Origin of the sequence: Klenkia brasiliensis, assembly GCF_900100695.1 — a bacterium.
GTDB classification, from domain to species: Bacteria; Actinomycetota; Actinomycetes; order Mycobacteriales; family Geodermatophilaceae; genus Klenkia; species Klenkia brasiliensis.
The window spans coordinates 221,489-236,082 of the sequence record NZ_FNCF01000002.1 but is presented as its reverse complement, the minus strand read 5'-3'; the positions used below and the strand labels follow the sequence as shown (position 1 = coordinate 236,082).

The following is a 14,594-nucleotide window of genomic DNA, read 5'->3' as shown; positions in this document are numbered from 1 at the left end:
AAGGGGCTCGCCCGTGGAGCGTTCCTTCGTCGTGCTCGGTGGTTCCGGAGACCTGACCGGGCGGCTGCTGCTGCCCAGCCTGGCCGAGCTGTACGCCCGCGGGGTGCTCGACGACGAGGTCGAGGTGCTGGCGGTCAGCCAGCAGGACTGGGACGACGACCGCTACCGCGAGTGGGCGCGGGAGCGGCTGACCGCGCACGCCGCCGACCTCGAGGAGGACGCCCGCGAGCGGGTCGTCGCCCAGCTGGGCCACGAGCACGGCGACGTGACCAGCGCCGCGGACCTGCGCCGCGCGCTGGAGCGGGTGCGCGGCGTCCCGGTGGTCTACCTGGCGCTGCCCAACACCGTCTTCCTGCCCACGCTGACCGCGCTGGCCGAGGTGGGCCTGCCCGAGGGCGCGCGGGTGGTCGTGGAGAAGCCGTTCGGCACCGGCATCGAGGACGCGCACCGGCTCAACGAGGTGCTGCACGACCTGGTCCCGGAGCAGGCGGTGTTCCGGATCGACCACTTCCTGGCCAAGCAGACCGTGCTCAACGTGCTGGGCCTGCGGTTCGCCAACCGCATCTTCGAGCCGGTCTGGAACGCCCAGCACGTCGAGTCGGTGGACGTGGTCTTCGACGAGGACCTGGGCCTGGAGGGCCGCGCCGGCTACTACGACAAGGCCGGGGCGCTGCGGGACATGCTGCAGAACCACCTGCTGCAGCTGCTCGCCGTCGTGGCCATGGAGCCGCCGCAGGCGCTGGACGCAGCCACCCTGCAGGCCCGCAAGGCCGACGTGCTGCGCGCGGTGCGCAGCGACCCCGCGCACAGCGTGCGCGGCCGGTACACCGCCGGCCGGATCGGCGACCGGGAGCTGCCCGCCTACGTCGACGAGGACGGCGTGGACCCGTCGCGGATGACCGAGACCTACGCCGAGTTCACCGTCACCGTGGAGAACTGGCGCTGGAGCGGGGTGCCGTTCCGGCTGCGCACCGGCAAGGCCCTGGGCACCAAGCGCAAGGAGATCGTCGTCCGCTTCAAGCCGGTGCCCCACCTGGCCTTCGCCGACGAGCAGCCCGAGCCCGACGTGCTGCGCCTGCAGCTGTCCCCCGACGGCATCGCGCTGGAGATCAACCTCAACGGCGCGGGCGACCCCTTCGACCTGGAGCGGGAGGTGCTGCGGGCGACCTCGCCGGAGCAGGACCTGCCCGCCTACGGCCTGCTGCTGCGCGAGATGCTCGCCGGGGACCCGACGCTGTCGATCTCCGACGTCGAGGCCGAGCAGGGCTGGCGCATCGTGCAGCCGGTGCTGGACGCCTGGGCCGCCGACGATGTCCCGATGGCCGAGTACGCGGCCGGCTCGGACGGCCCGGCGTGAGCGGACCGTTCGTCCCGGGCGAGCGCAACGTGCTCGGCGGGCCGCTGGAGCAGTGCGGCACCGACCCGGTCACCGGCTTCTACCGCGACGGCTGGTGCTGCACCGGCACCGAGGACATCGGCAGCCACACCGTCTGCACGGTGGTGTCCGCGGAGTTCCTGGCCCTGCAGGCCGGGCTGGGCAACGACCTGACCACGCCGCGCCCGGAGTTCGGCTTCCCCGGCCTGGTGCCGGGTGACCGGTGGTGCGTCGTCGCCGTCCGGTGGCGGCAGGCCTACGAGGCCGGCGTCCCCGCCGGGGTGGTGCTGGCCGCGACCAACATCGCCGCGCTGGAGGTCGTGCCGCTGGAGATGCTGCGGGCGCAGGCGGTCGACGTCCCCGACGACGTGTCCGGGCTGGAATCCCCGCCGCCCCCCGCGGGTTCGCCCTGACCATGACCGACCTCGACGCCGTCCCCGTCACCACGCTGCAGGGCGAGCCGACCACCCTCGGCGAGCTCACCGGGCGCCGCCCGGCGCTGGTGGTGAACGTGGCCAGCCGCTGCGGGCTGACCCCGCAGTACACCCAGCTCGAGCAGCTGCAGCAGGAGTACGGCGACCGCGGGTTCACCGTCGTGGGCGTGCCCTGCAACCAGTTCGCCGGCCAGGAGCCCGGCACGGCGGAGGAGATCCAGGAGTTCTGCTCGGCGACCTACGGGGTCACCTTCCCGATGACGGCGAAGGTCGAGGTCAACGGGCCGGACGCCGACCCGCTGTTCCGCTCGCTGACCGAGGTCCCCGACGCCGACGGGCAGGCCGGTCCGGTGCAGTGGAACTTCGAGAAGTGGCTGCTGTCCGCCGACGGCGAGGTGGTGGCCCGGTTCCGGCCGCGCACCGAGCCCACCGCCCCCGAGGTCCGCTCGGCCATCGAGGCGCTGCTGACGACGTAAGTCACTCGGGCGCGGACGATTGCGCGCGACCCATCCGGGGCATGGCCGCGGTGACCGGCCCTCGACCGCGGGGGCCCTGGACACGGAGGCCCGAGAATGATCCCCGCAGGCAACATCCGCGACTGGCGTGGCGAGAACGTCGTCGACCCCGAGGGCCACAAGATCGGCACGCTCGAGTCGATCTACGTGGACGTCGTCAACGACGAGCCCTCGTTCATCGGGGTCGAGGTCGGCGGGCTGATCGGCGGGAAGTCGCTGGTGTTCATCCCCCTCAAGGACTCCACCGTCGGCCCCCGCGAGGTCCGGGTGGCCTACTCCCGCGACCTGGCCAAGGCCGCCCCGAGCATCGACACCGACGGCGAGCTCACCGCCGCCGACGAGCCCAACGTGTTCGCGCACTACCAGCTGCCCTACTCCACCGGCGCCAACGGCGAGCGCCAGCTGGCCCGCAGGTGAGTTGAGGGAACGGCCCCCTCGCAGGGACCCGGTCCGAGCTTGCTCGGGCTGGGGGGCGAGGGGGTCCTTCCTCCGTCAGCCCGCGAGGGCTGACGGGTCCATCCAGACCGCCTCCCAGACGTTGCCGCTGGGGTCGGCGAAGCTGGTGCCGTACATGAAGCCGTGGTCCTGGGGTTGGGCGAACTGCTGGCCGCCGTGGGCCACCGCCCGGGCCAGCAGGTCGTCGCACTCCTCGCGGCTGTCCGCCGACAGGGCGGTCATCACCGACACCTGCCGCGCCGGGTCGCCCACCTCGGCACCCTCGGGCAGGAACCCGGCGAACCTCTCCCGGCTGAGCAGCATCGCGGTGATCGTCTCGGAGACGACGAAGGACGCCGTGCCCTCGTCGGAGAACTGCTCGTTGAGCTGCCAGCCCAGACCGGCGTAGAACGCCTTCGCGGCGTCGACGTCGGACACGGGCAGGTTCACGAAGACCATGCGCACGGGGTGCTCCTCGGGGTCACGGGCCGGCGTCCCCGGCCCCGTCACCCCTTCGGACACCCGTGCCGCCCAGAACTCATCGGCCGCCGGGTCAGGTGGTGGGCTCCGTCGTCCCGCCGTCGGTCGTCGTCCCGCCGTCGGTGGTGCCGTCCTGGCCGGGCGGGGTGCCGAACTGGCCGCCGTCGGGCGGGGTGCCCAGCTGGCCGCCGTCGGGCGGGGTGCCGAACTGACCACCGCCGGGCACCTGCTGGTCGGTGGTGGCCGCCGTGCCGTCGGGCGCGGTGGCCCGGCCGACGGCGAACCCGCCGCCCCCCAGCGCGACCGCGCCGACGGCGACCGCGGCGACCAGCGCCACCCGGGCCCGGCGCCGCGGCGCCGGGGTGGGCCCCTCGGCGGGGTACGCCGCGGCGTCGACGTGCGGCTCGCCACCGGCCCACGGCTGCGCCTGGGTGTGCGCCGGCGGGGTGGCCGAGGGGTAGGGGTGCTGCTGGGGGTCGGTCACGGTCGCTCCTGGTCGAGGGGGTCGCTGCACCGACCACCCTCGGACCCCGCCCTGTGACCGACCCAGGCCCCGGCTGAGCATCAGCCGATGCGCACCAGCTTCTTGTTCACGAACTCGTCGGCGGCCAGCAGGCCCATCTCGCGCGAGGTGCCGCTGCGCTTGATGCCGCCGAAGGGCAGCTCCGGGGAGTCGGCGAGCACCAGGTTGACGTAGACCATGCCGGCCTCGATCCGGTCGGCCACCCGCTCGCCCTGCTCGGGGTCGGTGGTGAACACGTAGGAGCCCAGCCCGAAGCCGGTGTCGTTGGCCAGCTCCACCGCGGCGTCCTCGTCGGGGACGGAGTGCACGACCGCGACCGGGCCGAAGAACTCCTCGCCGTAGGCCGGGTTGTCCGGGCCGACGCCGGTGAGCACGGTCGGGGAGAAGAACGCGCCCTCCCGCGTGCCGCCCGCGACCAGGGTGGCGCCGGCGGCCACCGCCCGCTGCACCTGCTGCTCGAGGGTCTCCGCGGCCCGCAGCGAGGACAGCGGGCCCAGCTCGGTGTCGGCCTTGGAGGGGTCGCCGGGCTCGATGGCGGTCATCCGCTCGGTGAGCTTGGCCAGGAACTCGTCGTAGAGGTCGGCGTGCACGACGAACCGCTTGGCGGCGTTGCAGGACTGCCCGCTGTTGTCCATCCGGGCGTCGACGGCCGAGCCCACGGCGGCGTCGAGGTCGTCGGTGGACAGCAGGATGAACGGGTCGGAGCCGCCGAGCTCCAGCGCCACCTTCTTCAGGTGCTTGCCGGCCACCTCGGCCACGGCAGTGCCGGCCCGCTCGGAGCCGGTGAGCGAGACGCCCTGCACCCGGGGGTCGCCGATGATCGCCGCGGCCTGGTCGTTGCTGGCGTAGACGTTGACGTAGGCGCCCTCGGGGAAGCCGGCGTCGCGGAAGACCTGCTCGATCGCGGCGGCGGACTCCGGGCACTGCGGGGCGTGCTTGAGGATGATGGTGTTGCCGATGACCAGGTTGGGGCCGGCGAACCGGGCCACCTGGTAGTACGGGAAGTTCCACGGCATGACGCCCAGCAGCGGGCCGAGCGAGGCCCGCCGGATGACCGCGGTGCCCTGCGAGCCCTCGGCCAGGTCGATCGGCTGGTCGGCGGTGATCCGCTCCGCGACGTCCGCGTAGTACTCGTAGATGTCGGCGGCGAAGTCGACCTCGCCCTCCGCGGCGGTGATCGTCTTGCCCATCTCGCGCACGATCAGCGCGGCGAGCTCGGCCTTCCGCTCCCGGTGCAGCTGCGCGACCCGGCGCACCAGCTCGGCGCGCTCGGCCGCCGTCGAGCTGCGCGACCAGCCCCGGTGCGCGGCGGTGGCCGCGGCGATCGCGGCCTCGACCTGCTCGTCGGTGGCGGTGGGGTAGCTGGCCACGGTCTCGCCGGTGGCGGGGTCGACGACGGCGTACTCGCTCATGGTGGGCTCCGATCGGGGGGACGACGCGTCTCGACGCCGCCGCTGACAACGGATAGCGTCGCTGCGGAACACCGTATCGACGGTTTCCGTCGTGAGCTAGGGGGAGAGATGGCGCGCTACGGCACGCAGTTCGGCCCGGACATCACCTTCCTCGGCGTCGACCGGTGCGACCACACCGACCCCGCCTCGATGGCCGGCGCCGACGTCGTGGTGCTGGGTGCCCCCTTCGACGGCGGCACCAGCCACCGTCCCGGCACCCGGTTCGGGCCGCAGGCCATCCGGATGACCGACTACCTGCCGCACGACGGCTCCCGGCCCTCGCTGGCGCTGCGCACCGACGGGCTGCGCGACCTGCGCGTGCTGGACGCCGGGGACGTCGAGATGTACTCCGGCGGCATCGAGCAGGCCCTGCCCGCGCTGCGCTCGGCGGTGGCCGACGTCGTCCGGGCCGGTGCGATCCCGGTCGTCCTGGGCGGCGACCACTCGATCGCCTTCCCCGACGCCGGCGGGGTGGCCGACGTCCTCGGCCACGGCCGGGTGTCGATGATCCACTTCGACGCGCACGCCGACACCGGCGACATCGAGTTCGGGTCGCTGTGGGGCCACGGCCAGCCGATGCGCCGGCTCATCGAGAGCGGCGCGCTGCGCGGGGACCGGTTCCTGCAGGTCGGGCTGCGCGGTTACTGGCCGCCGCCGGAGACGCTGGACTGGATGGCGCAGCAGCGGATGCGCTCCTACGAGATGGCCGAGATCGGCCACCGCGGGCTGCAGACCTGCCTGACCGAGGCGTTCGCCATCGCCACCGACGAGTGCGACGGCGTCTTCCTCTCCGTCGACATCGACGTCTGCGACCCCGGGCACGCCCCCGGCACCGGCACACCTGAACCCGGCGGCCTCACCGCCCGCGAGCTGCTGGACTCCGTCCGCCGGATCTGCCTGGAGCTGCCGGTCGTGGGCATCGACGTCGTCGAGGTCTCCCCGCCGTACGACCACGCCGACATCACCGCAGCCCTGGCCAACCGCGTCGTCCTCGAAGCCCTCAGCGCCATCGCGAGACGCAGGTCGGCGCTGCCCCCGTTCGACCCGTCTCTCCCCCTGCTCGCAGATCGGAACCTGCCATGACCGCGCACCCGCTCGACCCGCTGTCCGCCGACGAGTTCCGGGCCGCCGCGGCGATCCTGCGCCGGGAGAAGGGCGTGGCCGAGGGCTGGCGGTTCGCCTGCATCGAGCTGCGCGAGCCCGCCAAGGACGTCGTCCGCACCTGGACGACGGGCGACCCCAACCCCCGTGAAGCGCTGGTGACCTGCTTCGACCGGGCCTCGAACTCGGCCTACAAGGCCGTCGTGTCGCTCACCGACGACGCCGTCCTGGCGTGGACGCCGGTCCCCGGTGAGCAGCCGAACATGACCGTCGACGAGTGGCACGAGGCGCACGTCGAGCTCATCAAGCACCCGCAGGTCATCGCCTCGCTGGCCGAGCGCGGCATCACCGACCTGGACCTGGTGCTCATCGACACCTGGGCCTACGGGCACTCGCTCATCCCGCAGCAGTTCGCCGACCGCCGGGTCGGCTGGACCGACGTCTGGGTGCGGGAGACCCCGAACGGCAACCCCTACGCCCACCCGGTCAACGGGCTGCACCACGTGGTGGACCTCAACACCATGGAGCTGCTGGACATCGAGGACACCTTCCGCGTCGCGGCCCCGACCGGCGCGATGGGCGAGTACGTCCCCTCGCTGGTCCCCGGCCTGGTCGAGCGCACCGACGTCAAGCCCTTCGACCTCACCCAGCCCGAGGGCGTCTCGCTGTCGATGCAGGGCAACGAGCTGCGCTGGCTGGACTGGTCGATGCGCATCGGCTTCAACCACCGCGAGGGCCTGGTGCTGCACCGGGTGTCCATCGACGGCCGCTCGGTGGCCCACCGGATGAGCTTCGCCGAGATGGTGGTGCCCTACCGCGACCCCAGCACCGACCACCACCGGCGCACCGCCTTCGACATCGGCGAGTGGGGCCTGGGCTTCATGACCACCTCGCTGGAGCTGGGCTGCGACTGCCTCGGCGAGATCACCTACCTCGACGCCGTGCTGCACGACAGCCACGGCGAGCCGTACACGATCACCAACGCCGTGTGCATCCACGAGGAGGACGACGGCGTGCTGTGGAAGCACGTCGACGAGCACGCCGGTGCCGAGGTGCGCCGGTCCCGCCGGCTGGTGGTCAGCTTCCACGCCACCGTGGCCAACTACGAGTACCTCGTCTACTGGCGCTTCTACCCCGACGGCCAGATCGAGTGCGAGGTCCGGGCCACCGGGATCATGGTGACCTCCTCCTACGAGGGCACCCCGCCCGAGCACGGCACCGTCGTCGACGACCACACCTACGCACCGGTCCACCAGCACTTCATCGTGGCCCGGTTGGACATGGAGGTCGACACCCCCGACAACACCGTCGTGCAGTCGCACACCGAGGTGCCGCCGATCGGCCCGGACAACCCCTACGGCATGGCGCTGACCCCGCGGAAGGCGGCGATCACCACCGAGGGCGGGTTCGACCTGGACTGGGCCTCGCAGCGCGGGTTCGCCGTGACCTCGGCGTCCCGGCGGAACGCGTGGGGCGCGCCGACGTCCTACAAGCTGGTGCCGACCGCGGCCATCCCCGCGCTGGCCGGGCCGGAGTCACCGCTGATGCAGCGCGCCGGGGTGGTCGCGCACCCGGTGTGGGTGAGCCCGTTCGACCCCGAGGAGCGCTGGCCGTCCGGGGAGTTCTGCAACCAGAGCTCGCGGGACGCCGGCCTGCCGGAGTGGACGAAGGCGGGGCGGTCGGTGGAGGCGACCGACGTCGTGCTCTGGCACGTGTTCGGGCTGCACCACGTGCCGCGGGTGGAGGACTGGCCGGTCATGCCGGTGGACATCGTGCGGTTCGAGCTCAAGCCGACCGGCTTCTTCGACCGCAACCCCACCCTGTCGATGCCCCCGTCGGCGTCGGGCAAGCCGCACTGCCACTGAGCGCGGGTCAGGCGGTGGGGTAGCGGACCACCGCCCCCGGCTCGCCCAGGCGGGCCAGCACCAGGCCGAGGGCGGCCAGCCGGAGGACGTCGACCGCGGTGCGGTCGGCGGTCACCGGGCAGACGCCGGCGGCGGCACCCGGGGGCAGCGCCGCCAGCAGCCGGCCGGCGGTGGCCGTCATCGGCTCCTCGGTGACGACGGCGAACGCGTCCGCGCCGTGCCGGGCCAGCCACTCGCCGGGCAGCAGCGCACCCGACAGCCCGGCTGCGGCCTCGACCAGCTGGCCGGCGCCGAGGGGCAGGCCGGCGGGTGCGGGCAGGCCGATCAGCACCAGGCCGGTGGTGGGGGCCGCCGGCGGGGTGGGCCGGCGCAGGCCCAGGACGTCCAGCAGGGCGGAACGGCCGGGCAGCAGCGTGGTGGCGTCGACGTCGAGCAGGGTGGTCACGCCTGTGGTGTCGGCCTGGCCAGCGCGTTCTGCAGGGGTCCTCCCCCGCAGGGGTGATCAGTCCGAGGACGCCGCGACCGGCCGGAACGCGCCGGTGGCGGGCCCGGGCCACAGCGCCTCGAGCACCTCGACGGTCTCGTCGCGGGCACCGGAGGCCGCGCCGACCGTGCGGTACCGGGTGGCCGGCCGGCCGTCGACCATGTCGTCGAGGACGTCGGCGACGACGACGGTGACGTTGTCCGAGGCGGGGGCGGCGAGCGCGGCGCCGAGCAGGGTGGCCGCCGCCTGGTCGGCGTTCTCGGCCACCGCGAGCAGCTCGGCGATGACCTGCGCGGGCAGTGCGCCGGACAGGCCGTCGGAGCAGACCAGCAGCCGGTCGCCGGGCCGGACGTCGACGGCGAGCACCTCCAGGCCCTCGACGTCGTCGGTGCCGCCGTGCAGCGCCGCGTACACCGCGGAGCGCTGCGGGTGCACCAGCGCCTCCTCGGCGGTGATCGAGCCGGCGTCCATGAGCGCCTGCACGAGGGTGTGGTCGCGGGTCAGCTGCACCAGCTCGGGCGCGCGCCAGCGGTAGGCGCGGGAGTCACCGATGTGCGCGAGCACCGCGGAGTCGCCCTGCACGCCGACCGCGCACAGCGTGGTGGCCATGCCCTCGAGCCGGGGCCGGTGGGTCACCGCGGTGCGGATGCGCTCGTTGGCCGCCGACACCAGCCGGGCCATGCCGCCGTCGGGCTCGTCGGCCAGCAGGCCCGCACCCAGCGGCGCGAGCCAGGAGACGACCAGGCCGGAGGCGACCGCGCCGCCGACGTTGCCGCCCACGCCGTCGGCCACCGCGACCAGGGCGGGGGACACCAGACCGGAGTCCTGGTTGTCCGGCCGCGGCCCGGTGTGCGAGCGGGCGGCAGCGTGCAGCGCCAGCGCCACGTCCACCCCCGTCCCCGACCGCACCGTGCGGCCGATGATCAGTAGAACAGCAGCCGGGCGCCCGTGCCTGCGCGCCGGGCGCGGTCCGACCCGGTCGGGGTGGTCAGGGGGCCAGCTGGAGGGCGACCGCGCGGACCGGGGCGCCGTCGGCACCGGTCAGTCGCAGCGGCAGCAGGGAGACGAACGGGTCGGCGAAGTCCACGGCGGCGAGGTTGGCCAGGTTCTCGCAGATGACCCCGCCGGCGGCGGCGAGCAGGTGGTGCACGGGGTAGCCCTCGCCGGGGTCGTCCGCGGTCGGCGTGAGGTCCAGGTTGGGCGCGTCCAGGCCGACGGTGCGGATGCCGGCGTCCAGCAGGCGCTGCGCGGCGCCGGCGTCGAGGTACGGGTGGTCGAAGTAGGCCGGGGTGCCGTAGTGCGCCGACCAGCCGGTGTGCAGCAGCACCAGCGTGCCGGGGGCGAGGTCGGGCTCGCCGAGGTCGGCCCAGGTCAGCCGGCTGCGGGGGGCCCGGCCGCGGACGTCGAGCAGCACCGCCGGGCCGGTGAACAGGCCGAGGTCGAGCTGGTCGATGCGCAGCCCGTCGTCGGCGAAGTGGAACGGGGCGTCGACGTGGGTGCCGGTCTGCGAGCCCATGCTGATCGCCTGCACGTGGAAGCCGTCGGCGGCGGCCGTGGCGTGCGGGTGCGAGGCGAACACCGGGTCGCCGGGGAAGACCTGCGTGCCGGCGTCCACGGGGACCGAGAGGTCGACCAGCCGTGTGACGCGCACGTGTCCTCGTTTCGCTGTGGTGAACTTTCGTTGCCTTCGGGGCAACAGTGGATCTACGGTACCGCTCGGTGGCCCCCGTCACCGCCGAGGAGGAGAGCCGCGATGGCCAGCACGCCCACCCCGACCCGTCGCCCCCGCGCGCTGGAGGTCGAGCAGCACGGCATCGACACCATCCCCGACGCCGAGCGGACGTCGCGACCGCTGGACCTGCTGCGCATCCAGTTCGGCGGCGCCAACACCTTCGCCACCATCATCCTGGGCACGTTCCCGGTGCTGCTGGGCCTGTCCTTCGCCGAGGCCGCCGCCGCGACCGTGCTGGGCGTGGTGCTGGGCGGGCTGATCCTGTCGCCGATGGGCCTGTTCGGCCCGCGCACCGGCACCAACAACGCGGTGTCCTCATCGGCGCACTTCGGCGTCCGCGGCCGGATCGTGGGGTCGTTCCTGTCGCTGCTGACCGCGATCGCGTTCTACTCGATCTCGGTGTGGGTCTCCGGCGACGCCCTGGTCGCGGCCGGCAACCGGCTCGTCGGCCTGCCCGACACCGACCTCGTGCGCGCCCTGGTCTACGCGCTGCTCGGCGGCCTGGTCATCGTCGTCGTGGTCTACGGCTACCAGTTCATGCTGCTGGTCAACAAGGTCGTGGTCATCGGCAACACCGTGCTCATCCTGCTCGGCCTGGTCGCCTACGCCGGCGTGTTCGACGCCGGCTACGACCCCGGCCCCGACGCCTACGCGCTGGGCTCCTTCGCCCCCACCTTCGTGCTCAGCGTGCTCATCGTGATGGGCAACCCGGTGTCCTTCGGCGCCTTCCTCGGCGACTGGTCGCGCTACATCCCCGCCGCCACGTCGCGGGCCCGGCTGCTGGGCGCCACGGTCGCCGCGCAGCTGGCCACGCTGGTGCCGTTCCTGTTCGGCGTGGCGACGGCGACGCTGGTGGCCGGCGAGGCCGACTACGTGTTCGCCCTCGTCCAGCTCTCCCCGCTCTGGTACGCCCTGCTGCTCATGGTGGTCGCCGTCCTCGGTGGCCTGTCGACCGGCGTGACCTCGCTGTACGGCACCGGGCTGGACTTCTCCTCGGTGTTCCCGCGGCTGGGCCGGGTGCGGGCCTCGCTGGTGATCGGCGCGCTGAGCTTCGTGTTCATCCTGGTCGGGCGGCTGGCCTTCGACCTGGTGGGCAGCGTGAACGCCTTCATCGGCGCGATCGTCATCTGCACCACGCCGTGGATGGTGATCATGGCGCTGGGCTACGTGGTGCGCCGCGGGTTCTACGACCCGACCGCCGTCCAGGTGTTCAACCAGGGCCGCGAGGGCGGCATCTACTGGTTCTCCGGCGGGGTCAACTGGCGCGGCATGGTCGCCTGGATCCCCTCGGCGGTCATCGGCCTGCTGTTCGCCAACTACCCGCCGCTGATCGTGGGGCCGTTCACGAACGCGTTCGGCGGGGTCGACGTCAGCCTGCCGGTGGCCCTGCTGCTGGCCGCGGTCATCTACCTGGGGTCGCTGTTCGTCTTCCCCGAGCCGCGCTACGTCTTCGGCCCGCAGGGCCCGCGCTGGGTGCCCAGCACGCCCGGTGAGGCCCGGCCGATCACCGACCCGGTCCGCCCGGCCGGTGCGGAGCTGCCCGCGTGACCCCGCTGGAGGCGCTGGACGACCTGGTCGCGGCGTTCGCGTCGTCGGACGAGGACGCCTACTTCGCCCGGATGCACCCCGACGCCACCTTCGTGCTGCCCGGCAGCCCGCGGTTCGGCTCCCGGGAGGAGTACCGGACGGCGTGGCGGTCGTGGGTGGCCGACGACGGCTTCCGGGTGCTGGCCTGCACCTCCACCGACCAGCACGTGCAGCTGGTCGGCGAGACCGCGGTGGCCACCCACTCCGTCGTCACCACGGTCGCCACCCACGAGGGCGAGGCGACGACGCACGAGCGGGAGACCGTCGTCCTGGTCCCCGACGGCGACCGCTGGCTGGTCGTCCACGAACACCTCTCACCGTCTGGAGCAGCGCAGTGACCACCCCCATCGGCCCGGTCGACGCGACGAAGGTCCCCCGCTACGGCGGCCCGGCCACCTTCGCCCGGCTGCCCCGGCTGGACGAGGTGTCCCGCGCGGACGTCGCCGTGGTCGGGATCCCGTTCGACTCCGGGGTCAGCTACCGGCCCGGCGCCCGGTTCGGCCCGGGCCACGTGCGGGCGGGGTCGAAGCTGCTGCGCCCGTACAACCCGGCGCTGGACGCGATGCCGTTCGGCACCCAGCAGGTGGCCGACGCCGGCGACCTCGGGGTGAACCCGTTCGACATCGAGGAGGCCATCCAAACCATCGACGACGGCATCTCGGCGCTGCGGGCCGACGGCGCCCAGGTGCTCACCCTGGGCGGCGACCACACCGTGGCGCTGCCGATCCTGCGCTCGGTGGCCCGCGACCACGGCCCGGTCGCCGTCCTGCACTTCGACGCCCACCTGGACACCTGGGACACCTACTTCGGCGCGCCCTACACGCACGGGACCCCGTTCCGGCGGGCCAGCGAGGAGGGCCTGGTCGACCTGGAGCGGTCGATGCACATCGGGATCCGTGGCCCGCTGTACTCCAAGCAGGACCTCGAGGACGACGCCGTCCTCGGCTTCCAGGTGGTCCGCAGCGACGACTACGAGGTCGACGGGGTGGCCAGCGTCGTGGAGCGGATGCGCCGCCGGCTGGGCGACGGCCCGGTCTACGTGTCGGTGGACATCGACGTGCTGGACCCCGCCCACGCGCCGGGCACCGGGACGCCCGAGGCCGGCGGGCTGACCAGCAGGGAGCTGCTGCACACCCTGCGCGGCCTCGTCGGGCTCGACGTGGTCGGCGCGGACGTCGTCGAGGTCTCCCCCGCCTACGACCACGCCGAGCTCACCGCGGTGGCGGCCTCGCACACGGCCTACGAGCTGCTCAGCGTGCTGGCGCTCAACCGCGCCTGACCTACCCGACCGCGCCGCCCACCAGGGCGCCGATGCCGAACGTCACGGCCATCGCGATCGCGCCGCCGACGACCAGCCGGACGACGGCGGTGCGCACCGGCGACCCGCCCAGCGTCGCGCTCACCGCGCCGGTGAGGGCCAGGGCGAGCAGCACCACCACGAAGGTGACCGGCACCCGGACGCCGGTGGGCGCGAGCAGGATCGCGGCCAGCGGCAGCAGCGAGCCGAGGGTGAACGACAGCGCGGAGGCGCCCGCGGCCTGCCAGGGGTTGGTCAGCTCGTCGGGGTCGATGCCCAGCTCGGCCTCGACGTGGGCGGCGAGGGCGTCGTGCTCGGTGAGCTCCTCGGCGACCCGGCGGGCGGTGGCCGGCGACAGGCCCTTGGTCTGGTAGATCGCGGCGAGCTCCTCGAGCTCCTGCTCGGGCATCTCGGCGAGCTCGCGCTTCTCCTTGCGCACCAGGGCCCGCTCGCTGTCGCGCTGGCTGCTCACCGACACGTACTCGCCCAGGGCCATCGACACCGCACCGGCGACCAGGCCGGCGACCCCGGCAGTGAGCACCGGGCCGTCGGCGGTGGTGGCCCCCGCGACGCCGACCACCAGGCCGGCGGTGGAGACGATGCCGTCGTTGGCGCCGAGCACCCCGGCGCGCAGCCAGTTCAGCCGGGAGCTCAGGGCACCGGCGTGCGGCTCGCCCTCGTGGGTGGGTGCGTCCTGCGTCGTCACGGCGGCGACGGTAGGTCGCGCATGATCGTCCTGCCAGCGAGGGAAGGCTGTGCTCAGGCCTCCGGTCTCAGGCCTCCGGGGGGCGGGTGCCCCAGGCGTAGGTCTGCTTGGCCAGGCCCAGGTACAGGAAGGTCTCGGTGGACTCCACGCCCTCGACCGCCCGGATCCGGCTGACGACGTCCAGCAGCTGGGTGTCGTCGACGCAGACCACCTCGACCAGCAGGTCCAGCGAGCCCGCGGAGATGACCACGTAGTCGACCTCGTCGAAGGCGGCCAGCGCGTCGGCGACCACCCGGCTGTCGCCGCGCACCCGGACGCCGACCATGGCCTGGCGCGGGAACCCGACCTGGCGGGGGTCGGTGACCGCGACGATCTGCATGACCCCGGCGTCCAGCAGCCGCTGCACCCGCTGCCGGACGGCGGCCTCGCTCAGCCCGACGGCCTCGGCGATGCGGGCGTAGGGGCGGCGGCCGTCCTGCTGCAGCTGCTCGATGATCGCCCGCGACGTGTCGTCCAGGGCCACCGCGTGCCGCTCGACCATTGCTCCCCCTACGGATCCCGTCGTCCGCCGGTCCCCCGACGACGGGAATCGTAGACCTGGTGGTGTCC

The 14,594-nt window shown here is 73.6% G+C and carries 17 protein-coding genes; 9 read left to right on the top strand and 8 right to left on the bottom strand.

Annotated features, from left to right (window positions below; all coding sequences use genetic code 11):
• Window positions 1–13: 13 nt before the first annotated feature.
• From BLT39_RS05500 to BLT39_RS05485, 4 genes are all read left to right on the top strand, one after another.
• A complete protein-coding gene (locus tag BLT39_RS05500; RefSeq protein ID WP_091060181.1) occupies window positions 14–1,357 on the top strand; it encodes a glucose-6-phosphate dehydrogenase in 1,344 nt (447 codons plus the stop codon).
• A complete protein-coding gene (locus BLT39_RS05495) occupies window positions 1,354–1,788 on the top strand; it encodes a DUF2237 family protein (RefSeq protein ID WP_091060179.1) in 435 nt (144 codons plus the stop codon). Before BLT39_RS05500 ends, BLT39_RS05495 begins: the two co-directional genes overlap by 4 nt.
• Before the next feature lie 2 nt (window positions 1,789–1,790).
• On the top strand, window positions 1,791–2,285 hold the full coding sequence (locus tag BLT39_RS05490; protein WP_091060177.1) for a glutathione peroxidase: 495 nt from the start codon (window positions 1,791–1,793) through the stop codon (window positions 2,283–2,285).
• Between the two features lie 96 nt (window positions 2,286–2,381).
• Entirely contained in the window at window positions 2,382–2,741 is a 360-nt protein-coding gene (locus tag BLT39_RS05485; protein ID WP_091060174.1) for a PRC-barrel domain-containing protein, read from the top strand.
• Between the two features lie 75 nt (window positions 2,742–2,816).
• Here BLT39_RS05485 and BLT39_RS05480 read toward each other — a convergent pair whose 3' ends face one another.
• From BLT39_RS05480 to BLT39_RS05470, 3 genes are all read right to left on the bottom strand, one after another.
• Entirely contained in the window at window positions 2,817–3,218 is a 402-nt protein-coding gene (locus BLT39_RS05480; protein WP_091061715.1) for a VOC family protein, read from the bottom strand.
• Window positions 3,219–3,312: 94 nt separating this feature from the next.
• Window positions 3,313–3,723, bottom strand: a complete 411-nt coding sequence (locus tag BLT39_RS05475) for a hypothetical protein (protein ID WP_091060170.1) — start codon at window positions 3,721–3,723, stop codon at window positions 3,313–3,315.
• A gap of 80 nt (window positions 3,724–3,803) precedes the next feature.
• Entirely contained in the window at window positions 3,804–5,174 is a 1,371-nt protein-coding gene (locus BLT39_RS05470) for an NAD-dependent succinate-semialdehyde dehydrogenase (RefSeq protein WP_091060166.1), read from the bottom strand.
• Window positions 5,175–5,282: 108 nt separating this feature from the next.
• Here BLT39_RS05470 and speB (BLT39_RS05465) point away from each other — a divergent pair, with 108 nt between their 5' ends.
• Window positions 5,283–6,296 carry an agmatinase gene (gene speB, locus BLT39_RS05465; protein WP_091060162.1) on the top strand — a complete coding sequence of 338 codons (1,014 nt, stop codon included), beginning with the start codon at window positions 5,283–5,285 and terminating at the stop codon, window positions 6,294–6,296.
• Complete coding sequence (locus BLT39_RS05460) at window positions 6,293–8,179, top strand: primary-amine oxidase (protein ID WP_091060158.1); 1,887 nt, start codon at window positions 6,293–6,295, stop codon at window positions 8,177–8,179. The genes speB (BLT39_RS05465) and BLT39_RS05460 overlap by 4 nt, the downstream gene beginning before the upstream one ends.
• Before the next feature lie 7 nt (window positions 8,180–8,186).
• On the opposite strand, the gene BLT39_RS05455 is transcribed toward BLT39_RS05460, so the two are convergent.
• The 3 genes from BLT39_RS05455 to BLT39_RS05445 form a co-directional block, all read right to left on the bottom strand.
• Window positions 8,187–8,624 (bottom strand): hypothetical protein, encoded by a 438-nt coding sequence (locus tag BLT39_RS05455; RefSeq protein WP_091060155.1) that lies wholly within the window; start codon window positions 8,622–8,624, stop codon window positions 8,187–8,189.
• A 57-nt stretch (window positions 8,625–8,681) separates the two neighbouring features.
• A complete protein-coding gene (locus tag BLT39_RS05450; RefSeq protein WP_165640157.1) occupies window positions 8,682–9,554 on the bottom strand; it encodes a PP2C family protein-serine/threonine phosphatase in 873 nt (290 codons plus the stop codon).
• Window positions 9,555–9,651: 97 nt separating this feature from the next.
• Window positions 9,652–10,314 (bottom strand): cyclase family protein, encoded by a 663-nt coding sequence (locus BLT39_RS05445; RefSeq protein ID WP_091060149.1) that lies wholly within the window; start codon window positions 10,312–10,314, stop codon window positions 9,652–9,654.
• 102 nt (window positions 10,315–10,416) lie between these two features.
• Between BLT39_RS05445 and BLT39_RS05440 the strand changes: the two genes are divergently transcribed.
• The 3 genes from BLT39_RS05440 to speB (BLT39_RS05430) are packed head-to-tail and all read left to right on the top strand — an operon-like array spanning window position 10,417 to window position 13,261.
• Window positions 10,417–11,943 (top strand): purine-cytosine permease family protein, encoded by a 1,527-nt coding sequence (locus BLT39_RS05440; protein ID WP_091060147.1) that lies wholly within the window; start codon window positions 10,417–10,419, stop codon window positions 11,941–11,943.
• On the top strand, window positions 11,940–12,320 hold the full coding sequence (locus tag BLT39_RS05435; RefSeq protein ID WP_091060144.1) for a YybH family protein: 381 nt from the start codon (window positions 11,940–11,942) through the stop codon (window positions 12,318–12,320). The genes BLT39_RS05440 and BLT39_RS05435 overlap by 4 nt, the downstream gene beginning before the upstream one ends.
• Window positions 12,317–13,261, top strand: coding sequence for an agmatinase (gene speB, locus BLT39_RS05430; protein ID WP_091060141.1), 945 nt, complete (start codon window positions 12,317–12,319; stop codon window positions 13,259–13,261). Before BLT39_RS05435 ends, speB (BLT39_RS05430) begins: the two co-directional genes overlap by 4 nt.
• Before the next feature lies 1 nt (window position 13,262).
• Here the strand turns inward: speB (BLT39_RS05430) and BLT39_RS05425 are convergent, their stop codons facing one another.
• Both BLT39_RS05425 and BLT39_RS05420 read right to left on the bottom strand, forming a co-directional pair.
• The gene (locus BLT39_RS05425) at window positions 13,263–13,985 is read right to left on the bottom strand and encodes a VIT1/CCC1 transporter family protein (protein WP_091060138.1); all 723 of its coding nucleotides are present in this window, start codon (window positions 13,983–13,985) and stop codon (window positions 13,263–13,265) included.
• Window positions 13,986–14,052: 67 nt separating this feature from the next.
• Window positions 14,053–14,526 (bottom strand): Lrp/AsnC family transcriptional regulator, encoded by a 474-nt coding sequence (locus BLT39_RS05420; protein ID WP_091060135.1) that lies wholly within the window; start codon window positions 14,524–14,526, stop codon window positions 14,053–14,055.
• Window positions 14,527–14,594: the final 68 nt, after the last annotated feature.

Coding starts and splice junctions, on each gene's coding strand:
- BLT39_RS05490 (WP_091060177.1), top strand. CDS start 1,791: ATGACCGACCTCGACGCCGTCCCCGTCACCACGCTGCAGGGCGAGCCG.
- BLT39_RS05485 (WP_091060174.1), top strand. CDS start 2,382: ATGATCCCCGCAGGCAACATCCGCGACTGGCGTGGCGAGAACGTCGTC.
- BLT39_RS05480 (WP_091061715.1), bottom strand. CDS start 3,218: ATGGTCTTCGTGAACCTGCCCGTGTCCGACGTCGACGCCGCGAAGGCG.
- BLT39_RS05470 (WP_091060166.1), bottom strand. CDS start 5,174: ATGAGCGAGTACGCCGTCGTCGACCCCGCCACCGGCGAGACCGTGGCC.
- speB (WP_091060162.1), top strand. CDS start 5,283: ATGGCGCGCTACGGCACGCAGTTCGGCCCGGACATCACCTTCCTCGGC.
- BLT39_RS05460 (WP_091060158.1), top strand. CDS start 6,293: ATGACCGCGCACCCGCTCGACCCGCTGTCCGCCGACGAGTTCCGGGCC.
- BLT39_RS05440 (WP_091060147.1), top strand. CDS start 10,417: ATGGCCAGCACGCCCACCCCGACCCGTCGCCCCCGCGCGCTGGAGGTC.
- BLT39_RS05420 (WP_091060135.1), bottom strand. CDS start 14,526: ATGGTCGAGCGGCACGCGGTGGCCCTGGACGACACGTCGCGGGCGATC.